The sequence below is a fragment of the Streptomyces sp. SAS_272 genome, assembly GCF_052543235.1.
Genome location: NZ_JBMNDR010000008.1, coordinates 40,444 through 52,604 on the forward strand (window position 1 = coordinate 40,444; position 12,161 = coordinate 52,604).

Below are 12,161 nucleotides of genomic sequence, written 5' to 3' on the forward strand. Positions count from 1 at the left end.
AAGGAATCACCCCCAGTCCTGGAGGGACCACTTCACATGGCCAAGATCATCGCGTTCGACGAGGAGGCGCGGCGCGGCCTCGAGCGCGGCATGAACCAGCTCGCGGACGCCGTCAAGGTGACGCTCGGCCCCAAGGGCCGCAACGTCGTCCTCGAGAAGAAGTGGGGCGCCCCCACGATCACCAACGATGGTGTCTCCATCGCCAAGGAGATCGAGCTCGAGGACCCGTACGAGAAGATCGGCGCCGAGCTGGTCAAGGAAGTCGCGAAGAAGACGGACGACGTCGCCGGTGACGGCACGACCACCGCGACCGTCCTCGCCCAGGCCCTCGTCAAGGAAGGCCTGCGCAACGTAGCCGCCGGCGCCAACCCGATGGCTCTCAAGCGTGGCATCGAGAAGGCCGTCGAGGCCGTCTCCGGCGCCCTGCTCGAGCAGGCGAAGGATGTCGAGACCAAGGAGCAGATCGCCTCCACGGCCTCCATCTCCGCCGCCGACACCCAGATCGGCGAGCTCATCGCCGAGGCGATGGACAAGGTCGGCAAGGAAGGCGTCATCACGGTCGAGGAGTCGCAGACCTTCGGTCTGGAGCTCGAGCTCACCGAGGGCATGCGCTTCGACAAGGGCTACATCTCGGCGTACTTCGCCACCGACATGGAGCGTATGGAGGCCGTCCTCGACGACCCGTACATCCTGATCGCGAACTCCAAGATCGCCAACGTCAAGGACCTGCTCCCGCTCCTCGAGAAGGTCATGCAGGGCGGCAAGCCGCTGCTGATCATCGCCGAGGACGTCGAGGGCGAGGCCCTGTCGACCCTGGTCGTCAACAAGATCCGCGGCACCTTCAAGTCCGTCGCGGTCAAGGCCCCGGGCTTCGGCGACCGCCGCAAGGCGATGCTGAACGACATCGCCATCCTCACCGGTGGCGAGGTCATCTCCGAGGAGGTCGGTCTCAAGCTCGAGAACACGACCCTCGACCTGCTCGGCAAGGCCCGCAAGGTCGTCATCACCAAGGACGAGACGACCATCGTCGACGGTGCCGGCGACTCGGACCAGGTCGCGGGCCGGGTCAACCAGATCCGCGCCGAGATCGAGAACAGCGACTCGGACTACGACCGCGAGAAGCTGCAGGAGCGCCTGGCGAAGCTCGCCGGCGGTGTCGCGGTCATCAAGGCCGGCGCCGCCACCGAGGTGGAGCTCAAGGAGCGCAAGCACCGCATCGAGGACGCCGTCCGCAACGCGAAGGCCGCCGTCGAGGAGGGCATCGTCGCCGGTGGTGGCGTGGCGCTCATCCAGGCCTCCGCCGTCTTCGAGAAGCTGGAGCTCGAGGGTGACGAGGCGACCGGCGCCAACGCCGTGCGCATCGCGCTCGAGGCCCCGCTCAAGCAGATCGCCGTCAACGGTGGTCTCGAGGGCGGCGTCGTCGTGGAGAAGGTCCGCAACCTGCCCATCGGCCACGGTCTGAACGCCGCGACCGGTGAGTACGTCGACATGATCGCCGAGGGCATCATCGACCCGGCGAAGGTGACGCGCTCTGCTCTGCAGAACGCCGCCTCCATCGCCGCGCTGTTCCTCACCACCGAGGCCGTCATCGCCGACAAGCCGGAGAAGGCCGCCGCGCCCGCCGGCGGCGGCATGCCGGGCGGTGACATGGACTTCTGATCGACCTGACGGTTGATCGCCTGTCCTTCGACCGAGGGCGGCACTTCCCGGAAACGGGGGGCGCCGCCCTCGGGCGTTTCAGTCGGCGAACTGCTTGAGCTGCTCAGTGTCGAGGGTGATACCGACAGGAGCCGGAAGCGGCACGGTGGCACCCCAGGAGTAGGACACGGACTGCTGGTAGCGGCCGTCCTTGGGCTCGCTGAACACGACGACCGTGTTGTTGTCGCGGTCGACGAGGAGGTAGACGGGAATGGCCGCTCCGTCGTCGCCGACGGGCTTGTCGATACGGTCGCGCTGGTCGGTGTCGCGATCGTGGGAGGTGATCTCCACAGCCATCAGCGTGCCGTCCGGGGCGGACCACTCCCCGTCTTCGACGAAGTGGTTCACCGGCGCGAGGAAACCGTCCGTGCGGGCGCGACCCTTTCGGTATGTCTCGGCTTTGACGCCGCGCTCGGGTGCTAGGTCCAGATCGGGGCGTTGGTGCATGCACTGGCGCAGCAGCCACATGAAGATCGACGTGTGCCTGCCGTCCGGCATCGCCTTGACTACTACCTTTCCGTTCACATACTCGAGCCGCACGGTCTCAGGCGCGGACGCAGCAAGCTCCTCGAACTCCTCGACGTCGAGCGGCCCGTGGCGGATGCACAGCCTCCCGCCGAGAAACCCCAGCCGGTCACGAAGCTCCCTCGGAGCTCTCTCGACGAGTTCTTCGAAGTCCTCCACGGACATCTGAGGGCGTTCTTCGATGTCAGGGGTCATGGCGTCGCCTCCTTCCCTCCATCGTGCCCCGGGGTGGCGTCGTCGGACCGTAGGAGCCGTCATACGGGTGTCCTCTCCTGTCGTTTCAGGGACATGGCAGCCCGGATCTCCCCCGCGCGGGCGTGGATCGCGGGGGACGGCAGGAGTGCGGCGGGGCGTGTGGGGGTGTGCTCGCCTCGGCAGCCGCGGCACACGCCCCCTGGCAGGGCCTCCGGGTGTCCGGGGACCCCGCATTCCGCGCACTCCAGACGACGGCGGGGCGGGGGTGGGGCCGGTGGCGGCGGAGGCGGGATCTTGTCCGTCAGGCGGCGGTGGAGCAGGGCGGCGGGGCTGTGGACCGGGGTCGGCAGACCGGCTGTGAGTGCGGTGTGGAGCGTCTCCTCCGTGGCCCCGCGCGCGAACCACTCCTCCACCAGCGGGGCGAGTCGCGCGCAGTCGGCGGCGGAGAGGGACAGTGCGGGGGCCGTGCGGCCGAGGGCGGCCAGGAGGATGTGGGCGCGGGAGCGGGTGGGGCGGGTGCCTTCAGGGGCAGGCCCCGGGTCCGGGTCCGGGTCCGGTGGTTCTCCGGGGGCGTCACCCCGCGTGAACCTCGCCCACCAACCGTCGTTGCGTGCGGTACGGGTGAACCACGTTCGGGTGATCCAGCGGTACTCGCCGGAGGTCGATTCCACGCGTTCCCGGCCCCGCCTCAAGTGCCCCGCCTGCTGGATGCGGTTGAGGGCGGTCCGCAGGGCGCACTGGCCGTACGGCGTCGTCTTGGCCAGCGTCTTCACGGAGATGTCCGTGCCGTCGGGCAGCTGGTCGAGGTACGCGGCGATCGCCGCCTCACGGGGCGGGAGGTGTGTGAAGTCGTGACGGGTGCGGGCGAGTTGGTCCGGCGCGGTTCGTTTGCCGTAACCCGGATTGGCCATCGGGTGCGGGGATGCGTGCGCGGACTGGGGGTCAGTACTAAGCTTGGCTGCAGCCACGGATCGAGTCTCTTTCGATCTTGCAGGTCAGGCCCCCGCAGGTGTTGGTAGCACCTGGCGGGGGCTGTTTCGTTCTGCGCACGCTAGAGCGTGGTGACCTTCCGTGGCAAGTCGGTCGCTCCGCGTCAACTTGCCGGGTGGGAGGGTGGGTTGAGGCCCTCCACCCGTTCCTTGGAAAGAGGGCTCGGCGCTGGACGCTTGAGCCTCGGGGCGGTCGCGGCGGACGGCGGGTCAGCCTGCCTTGAGGTTCTCCACGAACGCGGACCACGCCTCGGCCCGGAACACGAGCCTCGGGCCGAGGGGGGCCTTGGAGTCCCGGACGGGGACGAGGGGGGAGCGACCGGCGGCGACTTCGAGGCAGTCGCCGTTGTCGGCACCGCTGTAGCTCGACTTGTACCAGGACTCACGGCTGTGTCGCGTCATGTGTCCAATCCTCTGCCACGGATCCCAGCAGGGCCAGGGAATCCTGTGGAGAGAGTGCGCTGGCCCTGATCAGGTCGAACGTCAGCTCATGGCGGGCGACAGTTGCCGGGTCGTCTATCAGGCGTCCCACGTCGATGCCTTCGACGTATGAGAGCGGAGGCGCGTCGGGGAAGTACATGAGCTTGATGCCGCTTACCTGAGATCCGATGGCGCCTGCACTGAACGGGAGCACCTGCATGATGATCCGCCGTCGCTGGGCGAGGGTCGCCACGTGTTGGAGGGCCTGTGCCATGACGGCCGTTCCACCGGCAGGGCGGCGCAGGGCGGCTTCGTCGAGGACCGCCCACAACAACGGGGTTGTTGGATCGTCGAGAAGGCGGGTCCGGGCCATTCGCATGGCTACCAGTTCGTCGATTCTCGCGTCTGGTTCTGTAGGCCAGTAGGCGCGGAACAGGGCCTCCGCGCAGCCAGGCGATTGCAACAGCCCGGGAAGCAGGGTGGGCGTGAACTGCCTGATCGACGAAGCGAGTTCCTCTGCTTCCACTGCCTGGGTGAAGTGGTGTGCGTACTTGGAGTTCGTGGAGGCCGTGCAGTTGCGCCGGAAGAAGCCGTTGGTGCCCAGGGTTTCGTCGATCTTGACGGCGTACTCCAGGAGCATCCGTCGCGTCCCCGCCTCCAGTTGCCCGATGAACGAGCCGCTGACGAACAGCAGCTCGCCCAGGTTCGCCTGACTCAGCCCCTTCTTCTCGCGGGCGTGCCGCAACTCCGCACCCAGTAGTGCTCGGGGGGACGATGACGGATCGAGGTCCTTCGGTCCTGGCATGGCGACTCCCTGTCACACAGGTGGGTTTGTTGGGACGCCGTATCTGGCCAGGTTAGAAGCCGGGCGGCCACGCTGTGTGGTGAACGGGAACACTCAGCGTGGAGGGATCGGCGCAATGGAGATGCCCAGAACATCGGCGGAGGATCGGCCCGCCCGGACGGTCCAGGAGGCCCTGGAGCAGTTGCGGAATGCCCTGCGCGAGGTGGGGATCATCCTGCCGTCGCTGCGGATCGACCCCGTCTCGGGCGCGCACGGCGACCCGTACGCCCTGGTGGATCTGGGCCGCTGCAACCTCGGCGTGGCCTCGCGACTGGCGGCGGCGCTGCGCGGGGCGGGGGGCGACGCGTGAGCGGGGCGTACGTCAGGGACGTCGGGAGCGGGCGGATCGGGGAGGCCATGGAGCGGCTGGCGGATCGGGTGGTGCTGCGGCCGGTGGGGGGCGGTCGGGAGTGGGACTGTGCGCCGGCGGACGTGGGGGAGGTGGCGCCTGCCGAGGTGTTGCGGGAGCGGGTGCGCAGGCTGAACAAAGACACCCGCTCCCGTGACGCGGCCGTCGGTCAGGAGGCGGTGTAGTGGGAGGCGATGGCGGGCTGGCCCGTGTAGTTGGGGCCGGCGGTCGGGTCGGCGCCCAGGTAGTGAAACGGGAGACGGACGGCCCGGGCGCCTCGGAGGGCGAGGAGGTGGCGGCGGGGGCTGTAGTCGTAGCCTGCCGCGCGCAGGGCCGAGACCACCGGTCTCGCGGCGGTCGAGCCGTCGGCATGGCGCACCGACTGCGGGTCGAAGTGCGCGGCCAGCAGGCCGTCCTCGGTCAGCCAGGACGCGGCGCGGGCGAGCAGGCCGAGCTGGTCGCCGACGTAGTGCAGGCCGTGGACGCAGGTGATCAGGTCGTACGTCCGGGCCGGGGTCCAGGACGAGACGGAGGCGACCGTCTCCTCCAGGGCCGACGGGGCGGGCAGCGGGACGAGCGGGCCCACCAGGTCGACGGCGGTCAGGACCGCCCCGGCGGGCAGCGCGGAGGCGGCCTCGCGCAGGGCGCGGCCCTCGCCGCTGCACAGGTCCAGCCAGGAGGGTGCGGGGCGGTGCGCCAGGTGGGCCAGGAGGTCGATGCCCAGTTCACGGGCGTAGCTGTTGACGCCGGTGAGGCCGCGCTCGCGGTTCATGGTGCTGTTGGCGACCACGGAGGACCGTTCCAGCTCGGGGGAGGAGAGCAGGGAGGGGAGCGGCGGCGGCTTGGGCATGGCGTCATTCTCGCGGCCGGGACGGGCGGCAGCGAGGTGCCGCCCGGGGTGCGTGGCCGGGATCACAGGGGTTGTCTCCCGGGGCTCGGAATGGCGCGCGGGGCCGAAGGGTTTGAGTGGGAGAGACGCTCAATGCATGTGCACATACCCACCGGTCCATCGTCCCGAGGAGCCCCCCACGTGAGCATCACCCCGCCCGCCGCCACGCGCGCCGCCGAGATTCTCGCCCGCCCGGTGTCCATCAACGGACTCACCGTCCCGAACCGCATCGCCATGGCGCCCATGACGCGCATGTTCTCCCCGGACGGCGTCCCCGGCGAGGACGTCGTGTCGTACTACGGGCGCCGGGCCGCCGCCGGCGTCGGCCTCATCGTCACCGAGGGCACCTACGTGGGGCACGACTCCGCCGGGCAGAGCGACCGGGTGCCGCGCTTCCACGGCGAGGAGCAGCTCGCGGGCTGGGCGAAGGTCGCGGAGGCCGTGCACGCGGGCGGCGGGAAGATCGTGCCGCAGCTGTGGCACATCGGCATGGTGCGCAAGCAGGGTGAGCCGCCGTACGCGGACGCGCCCGCCGTCGGGCCTTCCGGCATCCGGCTGGACGGCACCGAGGGCGCCGGCAAGGCGATGACCCAGCGCGACCTGGACGACGTCATCGGCGCGTTCGCCGAGGCCGCGGCCGCCGCCGAGCGCATCGGGTTCGACGGCGTCGAGCTGCACGGCGCCCACGGCTACCTCCTCGACCAGTTCCTGTGGGCCGGCACCAACCGCCGGACCGACGCCTACGGCGGCGACCTGGTGGCCCGCACGAAGTTCGCCGCCGAGATCGTGGCCGCCGTCCGCGCGACCGTCTCCGCCGAGTTCCCGGTCGTCTTCCGCTACTCGCAGTGGAAGTCGGACGCCTACGACGCCCGTCTCGCCGAGACCCCCGAGGAGCTGGAGGCCCTCCTCGCCCCGCTCGCCGCCGCCGGCGTCGACGCCTTCCACGCCTCCACCCGCCGCTACTGGCTGCCGGAGTTCGACGGGTCCGACCTGAACCTCGCGGGCTGGACGAAGAAGCTCACCGGCAAGCCCGCCATCACGGTCGGCTCGGTCGGCCTCGACGGCGACTTCCTCCGGGGCTTCGCCGGCGAGGGCGCGCCGGTCAAGGGGATCGACGACCTCCTGGACCGTCTGGAGCGCGACGAGTTCGACATGGTGGCCGTCGGCCGTGCGCTGCTCCAGGACCCGGAGTGGGCGGCCAAGGTGCTCGGCGGCCGTCTCGACGAGCTGAAGCCCTACGACGCCGCCGCGCTGCGCACCCTGAGCTGAGCGTCGACCCGCCTGTGCCGCCCGCGAGACGGGGCGCTCAGAGGTTGCCGAGCGGCTCGATGTCGACCTTCACCGGGGTGCCCCAGATCCGCAGGACCTCGTAGTCGGTGAACTCGTGCACGAGCCGGTAGGCCATCGCGGGACGGGACCCGCGGCGCAGGGCGGCGATGTACAGCTCCGCCTCGCGCCGGTCCCGCCGCGGTGTTCCGCAGAGCTGCCACTCCTGGCCGTTCCACAGCTCCGCCAGCCAGCGCTGCTGGGGCTGCGGGCGGTCGGCGCGGGTGCCGTACCGCGAAGGGGCGGGAGCGGTGTGGGGCGCCTGCGGCGGCGGGCCGTTGAACTCGGCGCGCCGGGCCGCCCGGCGGCGCGTCTCGCACAGCAGGCACAGGTCGGCGGCCGCCTGGTCGACCGGGCCGTACGGGTGTTCGGCACAGCGGGTGGTCGGGACGGCGCCGACCACGCTGTCGTCCAGCAGCTCCAGCGCCCGCCGCAGATCGGCCTTGACCTCGTGCAACCGGGCGTCGGGGGTGTCGGCGGTGAGGGCGTCGCCGTGTTCGCCGAGCACACGGAGGGCACGGCCGAGCGCGGTGAGCTGGGCGTGGTTCATGGCCCCAAGGGTAGGGCTCGCGCCGGACGACGGCTCTCGCCGGCCGGCGTGCGCGGGAGCGGCCTCAGTGCGTGGGCGGGGTGCCCGTGGCGGTCGCGGTGCCCGTGGCGGTAGCGGTGGCCGGGTCGGGCGGGGTGAGGGGGCCGGGCTTGCCGGGGGGAGCGGTGTCGAGGGCGGTGGCCGTGGTCGTGGGGGACAGGGCCGCGGCTGCTGCTCGGACGCCGCCGAAGACGTAGGTGGCGGCGAAGCCGACCGCGTACCCGGTCAGCAGGCCGCCCGCGTAGACCGCCGCCGTGGCGCCCGGCCCCCGGTCGCCCGCCAGCAGCGGGAACAGGGCCCAGCCCGACGGGCCGATCGCCGTCGCCCCGACCCGGTCGCCGAGCGTCGCGAAGAACCCGATGAAGGCGCCGCCGGCCGCGCCTCCCGCGCAGGCGGTGAGGAAGGGGCGGCCCAGCGGCAGCGACACCCCGTAGATGAGGGGCTCGCCGACGCCCAGCAGTCCGGCCGGGAGCGCCGACCTGATCGTCGTCCGCAGCGCCGCGTGGTCGCGCAGCCGGACGTACACCGCCGCCGCCGCGCCGACCTGGCCCGCGCCCGCCATCGCCAGCACCGGCAACAGGACCGTGTACCCCTGCTGCTCGATGAGCGTGGTGTGGACGGGGATCAGGGCCTGGTGGAGGCCCAGCATCACCAGCGGCAGGAAGAGGCCGCCCAGCAGCAGACCGGCGAAGGCGCCCGCCGTCGTCAGCAGCCAGTTCGCCGCCGTGCCGACGGCCGCCGAGACCGCTCCCGCCGCGTACATCAGCCCGTACAGGGTGCCGAGACCGGCGACCAGGACCGTCAGGGCGGGGGTGAGGAGCACGTCCAGCGTCTCCGGGACCCGGCCGCGGCACTGCTTCTCCACGTACGTCGCCAGCAGCGCCGCCGCCAGCGCGCCGAGGACGCCGCCCTGGCCGGGAGCGAGCGTCACCCCGAACGCCGTCACCTTCGCGACCCCCGGATACACGACGACCGCCGCGACCGCGCCGCCCAGGACCGGTGTGCCGCCGAACTCCTTCGCCGTGTTGTGGCCGACGAACACGGCGATCAGTGCCATGAAGCCGGAGGCGACGGCGGTCAGCGCCGGCGTGAGCCCGGGCAGCAGGCCCGCGTTGAGGAGCAGGCCGTTGACGCCGGCCAGGACCCCGCAGCCGACGAGGGCCGGGACGAGGGGGACGAAGACCGCGGCGAGGCGGCGCAGGGCGCTCTTCAGCGGGGTCGCGTCGCGCTCGCGCCGGCGCGCCTTCAGTCCGGCGCCGCGTGCCGCCAGCCGGTGTGCGGCCGTCAGCTTCTCGAAGTCGGCCGTCACCCGCGTCACCACGCCAGGCCCGAGGACCACCTGGAAGGCGCCGTCGGCCACCACGACCCCGAGCACCCCGGGCACCGCCCGCAGCGCCTCCTCGTCCGCCCGGGACGGATCGGCGAGGTCCAGTCGCAGCCGGGTCATGCAGTGGGCGACGGACAGGACGTTCGCGGGGCCGCCCACCAGGGGCAGGATCGCGGCGGCTGTGGAGGAGGAGTCGATGCGCACCCCCCGAGCGTGCGGCTCAGCGGCCCGCCGCGGTGAGAGCGGCGCGCAGATGTCCCCCGGACTCCTCCAGAAGGCGGGTGGCGGCCGGCCCCTCCACCCCCGCAAGCACCACCAGGATCGCGGCTTTCACCTCGCCGTCCGCCGCCGCGAGAGCCGCCTCGATCTCGTCGTCCGACGCGCCCGTCGCCAGGGCGACGATCCGCCGCGACCGGGCGCGCAGCTTCTCGTTGGAGGCGCGGACGTCGACCATCAGGTTCCCGTACGTCTTGCCCAGCCGGATCATCGTGATCGTCGAGACCATGTTCAGCACCAGCTTCTGCGCGGTGCCCGCCTTCAGCCGGGTCGAGCCGGTGAGCAGCTCGGGGCCCACCACCACCTCGATCGCGTGCTCGGCGGCGGCGGCCAGCGCGCTGCCCGTGTTGCAGGCCAGAGCGACGCTCAGCGCGCCCCGGGCGCGGGCGTGCCGCACCGCGCCGACCGCGTAGGGGGTGCGGCCCGAGGCGGAGACGCCGATCACCGTGTCCTCGGGGGTGAGGGAGAGCGCGGCGAGATCCGCCTCGGCGAGCTCGGGGGAGTCCTCGGCGCCCTCGACCGGGACGGTCATGGCCGGCGGCCCGCCCGCGATCACCCCGACGACCCGGCCGGGGGCGGTGCCGAAGGTGGGCGGGCACTCGGAGGCGTCGAGCACGCCGAGCCGTCCCGCGGTGCCCGCGCCCGCGTAGACCAGCCTGCCGCCGCGCGCCATCCGCGTCGCCGTCGCGTCGACGACGGCGGCGATGCGCGGGAGCTGCGTGGCCACGGCGGCGGCGACGCCGGCGTCCTCCGCGTTCATCAGCCGGGCGATGTCGAGGGTGGGGAGGCGGTCGATCTCCGCGAGGTCGGGGCGGAAGGCCTCGGTGGTGAGGGTGTCGAGCGCGGTGCGCAGATCCTGGGAGCCGGCACTGGAGGTCATGGCGTTTTCCGGTTCTCTCGTCGGCAGGGGCCCTGCAACATCTACCGCCGGCGGTGGGCCGACGCCTCGTGCGACGCGGCCGGACCGGGCGCGGAGCTCTCCGGCGCGGCCTGCGGGGGCGGCACATGGATCGCATTTTCTGTCCGGGAGCGGGTCGGGAGTGCGCACAATGGGGGCATGGACCCCACCAGCCCCGATCCCACCAGCCCCCTGGAACAGACGTTGCACACGGCGCGTGCCCTGGTGCTCGCCGACCTGGCCTCGGGCGAGGTCGCCGCGGCGGACGTCGTGTCGATGGTCGAGGACTCGGTGGTGCAGCGCCGCTGGTGGGTCGAGCAGTGGCCGGACGGCGCGGCGTTCGTGGCCGGTCTGGTGGCCCAGGACGTGCAGGACGCGCTGCTGGAGCGGTACGGGCGATGGCCGCTGTGCCCGGTCTGCGGTTCCGGCGACCCGCACGCCCTCGACGTCGAGCCCGAACTGGGCCCCGACCCGCACTGGGTGTGCCACAAGGCCGGGGTGAAGGTCGCCTCGGTGGGCTCGCTGGGGTCGGCCATGGGAGGCGGGCCGTCCTCGTGAGGCGCTCATGACCGTCTACATCGACCCGCCGAACTGGCCGGGGCACGGCCGCATGTGGTCGCATCTGGTCAGCGACGTCTCGTATGCCGAACTGCAGGCGTTCGCCGATCGGTTGGGCGTCCCGCGGCGGGCCTTCGAACGCGACCACTACGACATCCCGTCCCCCCGCTACGACGAGGTGGTGGCGGCCGGCGCGGTCGAGGTGAGCAGCCGTGAGGTGGTGCGGCTGCTGACGGAGTCCGGCCTGCGCCGGCGCAAGGGCGCCGGCCGGGACGAGGGCGTGGGCGGCGGCCGGGGTGACGGCGCCCGGGACGTGGGCCGCGGGGACGTGGGCCGCGGGGACGGCGCCGTCAGCTGCTGAAGACCGGTTCCATGGTGTGCCACCAGGCCGCGAGGCTGGTGTGGTCGGGGCCGCTGATCTGGACCAGCGCGGGCCGGTCGTAGTACGAGCAGAGGAAGACGTACTGCCCGGTGTCCGACAGGAAGCAGACGACGTCCCCGGCGGAGTCGCCGGTGTTGTTCTCGCGCCAGGTGCCGTAGGCGTTGGTCTGCGCCTCGCAGTCGCCGGGCTGCAGTCGGGCGGCGTAGGACTGGAAGACGGCGTCCCGGTCGGACTTGGTCCCGTACATGATGACGCTCGCCTTGCCGGAGCCCGAGACGCCGTACTGGTCGACGGTGGTCACCGTGCAGTACAGGGCGGCGTCCGCGCCCCGCCACTCGGTGTGCGCGCAGCTGTCGCGCGACCACTGGTCGGTGTTGAGCGTGTCGCGCAGGGCGCGTTCGTCCGCGGTCAGCCCGTCGCTCGCGCTGTCGTCGGTGGCGCCTCCGCTGTCGGACGTCCCGCCGGAGTCGGAGGTGCCGGAGGTGCCGCCGGCCGTGCTTCCGCCGGTCGTGCTCCCGCCGGTGGTTCCGTCGGTCGTTCCCTCGGCGGCGCCGTCCGTCGTGGTCCCGTCCGTGCCGCCGTCGCCCGCCGTGGAGCCCGCAGCGGAGTCGCCGCCGGAAACGGAACCGGAGGCCGAGCCGGAACTGGAACTGGAACTCGAGCCGCCGGTTCCGCCGCCCCCGCCCCCGTGGGACGACTGGTAGATGCCCACGACGGCGAGCACCGAGCTGAGGACGACCCCGATGATGGCCCACCGCACGCTCTGTCGGGCCAGCCGGTGGGAGTCGGGAGGGTCCGGTGGCGTGGACGGGCCGGTCGTGCTCATGGCGTTCCCCCGTTTCCCCCGGCGTGCGCGACCGCGCGCGGCGCGGCCGTGTCGGAATTATCCGAAGCGG

Annotated in this window: 15 protein-coding genes; 6 read left to right on the forward strand and 9 right to left on the reverse strand. The window is 72.2% G+C overall.

Features of this window, described 5'->3' with window-relative positions:
• Positions 1-36 precede the first annotated feature (36 nt).
• Positions 37-1,659 carry a chaperonin GroEL gene (groL, locus tag ACN6LD_RS08020; protein ID WP_057579125.1) on the forward strand — a complete coding sequence of 541 codons (1,623 nt, stop codon included), beginning with the start codon at positions 37-39 and terminating at the stop codon, positions 1,657-1,659.
• Positions 1,660-1,737: 78 nt separating this feature from the next.
• Here groL and ACN6LD_RS08025 read toward each other — a convergent pair whose 3' ends face one another.
• From ACN6LD_RS08025 to ACN6LD_RS08040, 4 genes are all read right to left on the reverse strand, one after another.
• Positions 1,738-2,418: a Uma2 family endonuclease gene (locus ACN6LD_RS08025; RefSeq protein WP_445042779.1), complete on the reverse strand. Its 681-nt coding sequence runs from the start codon at positions 2,416-2,418 to the stop codon at positions 1,738-1,740.
• Positions 2,419-2,477: 59 nt separating this feature from the next.
• On the reverse strand, positions 2,478-3,329 hold the full coding sequence (locus ACN6LD_RS08030) for a hypothetical protein (protein WP_445042780.1): 852 nt from the start codon (positions 3,327-3,329) through the stop codon (positions 2,478-2,480).
• 288 nt (positions 3,330-3,617) lie between these two features.
• Positions 3,618-3,809 (reverse strand): DUF397 domain-containing protein, encoded by a 192-nt coding sequence (locus tag ACN6LD_RS08035; protein WP_319198402.1) that lies wholly within the window; start codon positions 3,807-3,809, stop codon positions 3,618-3,620.
• The gene (locus tag ACN6LD_RS08040; RefSeq protein ID WP_445042781.1) at positions 3,790-4,632 is read right to left on the reverse strand and encodes a helix-turn-helix domain-containing protein; all 843 of its coding nucleotides are present in this window, start codon (positions 4,630-4,632) and stop codon (positions 3,790-3,792) included. The genes ACN6LD_RS08035 and ACN6LD_RS08040 overlap by 20 nt, the downstream gene beginning before the upstream one ends.
• Positions 4,633-4,747: 115 nt before the next feature.
• Between ACN6LD_RS08040 and ACN6LD_RS08045 the strand changes: the two genes are divergently transcribed.
• Positions 4,748-4,981: a hypothetical protein gene (locus ACN6LD_RS08045; RefSeq protein WP_319198400.1), complete on the forward strand. Its 234-nt coding sequence runs from the start codon at positions 4,748-4,750 to the stop codon at positions 4,979-4,981.
• Complete coding sequence (locus tag ACN6LD_RS08050; RefSeq protein ID WP_445042782.1) at positions 4,978-5,205, forward strand: hypothetical protein; 228 nt, start codon at positions 4,978-4,980, stop codon at positions 5,203-5,205. Before ACN6LD_RS08045 ends, ACN6LD_RS08050 begins: the two co-directional genes overlap by 4 nt.
• Here the strand turns inward: ACN6LD_RS08050 and ACN6LD_RS08055 are convergent.
• Positions 5,190-5,870: a class I SAM-dependent methyltransferase gene (locus ACN6LD_RS08055; protein ID WP_319198230.1), complete on the reverse strand. Its 681-nt coding sequence runs from the start codon at positions 5,868-5,870 to the stop codon at positions 5,190-5,192. The two genes, ACN6LD_RS08050 and ACN6LD_RS08055, sit on opposite strands and share 16 nt — an antisense overlap.
• 180 nt (positions 5,871-6,050) lie before the next feature.
• Between ACN6LD_RS08055 and ACN6LD_RS08060 the strand changes: the two genes are divergently transcribed.
• Positions 6,051-7,178, forward strand: coding sequence for an NADH:flavin oxidoreductase (locus ACN6LD_RS08060; RefSeq protein ID WP_445042783.1), 1,128 nt, complete (start codon positions 6,051-6,053; stop codon positions 7,176-7,178).
• Between the two features lie 37 nt (positions 7,179-7,215).
• Here ACN6LD_RS08060 and ACN6LD_RS08065 read toward each other — a convergent pair whose 3' ends face one another.
• From ACN6LD_RS08065 to murQ, 3 genes are all read right to left on the reverse strand, one after another.
• Entirely contained in the window at positions 7,216-7,785 is a 570-nt protein-coding gene (locus ACN6LD_RS08065; protein ID WP_319198234.1) for a hypothetical protein, read from the reverse strand.
• Between the two features lie 64 nt (positions 7,786-7,849).
• Positions 7,850-9,355 carry a PTS transporter subunit EIIC gene (locus tag ACN6LD_RS08070; protein WP_445042784.1) on the reverse strand — a complete coding sequence of 502 codons (1,506 nt, stop codon included), beginning with the start codon at positions 9,353-9,355 and terminating at the stop codon, positions 7,850-7,852.
• 16 nt (positions 9,356-9,371) lie between these two features.
• On the reverse strand, positions 9,372-10,307 hold the full coding sequence (murQ, locus tag ACN6LD_RS08075) for an N-acetylmuramic acid 6-phosphate etherase (protein WP_445042785.1): 936 nt from the start codon (positions 10,305-10,307) through the stop codon (positions 9,372-9,374).
• Positions 10,308-10,484: 177 nt separating this feature from the next.
• Here murQ and ACN6LD_RS08080 point away from each other — a divergent pair, with 177 nt between their 5' ends.
• Together ACN6LD_RS08080 and ACN6LD_RS08085 are read left to right on the forward strand one after the other, a co-directional pair.
• A complete protein-coding gene (locus ACN6LD_RS08080; RefSeq protein WP_319197437.1) occupies positions 10,485-10,883 on the forward strand; it encodes a hypothetical protein in 399 nt (132 codons plus the stop codon).
• A 7-nt stretch (positions 10,884-10,890) separates the two neighbouring features.
• Entirely contained in the window at positions 10,891-11,244 is a 354-nt protein-coding gene (locus ACN6LD_RS08085) for a DUF4031 domain-containing protein (protein WP_445042786.1), read from the forward strand.
• Here ACN6LD_RS08085 and ACN6LD_RS08090 read toward each other — a convergent pair.
• Positions 11,234-12,091, reverse strand: a complete 858-nt coding sequence (locus ACN6LD_RS08090; RefSeq protein WP_319197440.1) for a hypothetical protein — start codon at positions 12,089-12,091, stop codon at positions 11,234-11,236. The genes ACN6LD_RS08085 and ACN6LD_RS08090 overlap by 11 nt on opposite strands.
• Positions 12,092-12,161: the final 70 nt, after the last annotated feature.

Coding starts and splice junctions, on each gene's coding strand:
- groL (WP_057579125.1), top strand. CDS start 37: ATGGCCAAGATCATCGCGTTCGACGAGGAGGCGCGGCGCGGCCTCGAG.
- ACN6LD_RS08025 (WP_445042779.1), bottom strand. CDS start 2,418: ATGACCCCTGACATCGAAGAACGCCCTCAGATGTCCGTGGAGGACTTC.
- ACN6LD_RS08030 (WP_445042780.1), bottom strand. CDS start 3,329: ATGGCCAATCCGGGTTACGGCAAACGAACCGCGCCGGACCAACTCGCC.
- ACN6LD_RS08035 (WP_319198402.1), bottom strand. CDS start 3,809: ATGACGCGACACAGCCGTGAGTCCTGGTACAAGTCGAGCTACAGCGGT.
- ACN6LD_RS08040 (WP_445042781.1), bottom strand. CDS start 4,632: ATGCCAGGACCGAAGGACCTCGATCCGTCATCGTCCCCCCGAGCACTA.
- ACN6LD_RS08045 (WP_319198400.1), top strand. CDS start 4,748: ATGGAGATGCCCAGAACATCGGCGGAGGATCGGCCCGCCCGGACGGTC.
- ACN6LD_RS08055 (WP_319198230.1), bottom strand. CDS start 5,870: ATGCCCAAGCCGCCGCCGCTCCCCTCCCTGCTCTCCTCCCCCGAGCTG.
- ACN6LD_RS08065 (WP_319198234.1), bottom strand. CDS start 7,785: ATGAACCACGCCCAGCTCACCGCGCTCGGCCGTGCCCTCCGTGTGCTC.
- murQ (WP_445042785.1), bottom strand. CDS start 10,307: ATGACCTCCAGTGCCGGCTCCCAGGATCTGCGCACCGCGCTCGACACC.
- ACN6LD_RS08080 (WP_319197437.1), top strand. CDS start 10,485: ATGGACCCCACCAGCCCCGATCCCACCAGCCCCCTGGAACAGACGTTG.
- ACN6LD_RS08085 (WP_445042786.1), top strand. CDS start 10,891: ATGACCGTCTACATCGACCCGCCGAACTGGCCGGGGCACGGCCGCATG.
- ACN6LD_RS08090 (WP_319197440.1), bottom strand. CDS start 12,091: ATGAGCACGACCGGCCCGTCCACGCCACCGGACCCTCCCGACTCCCAC.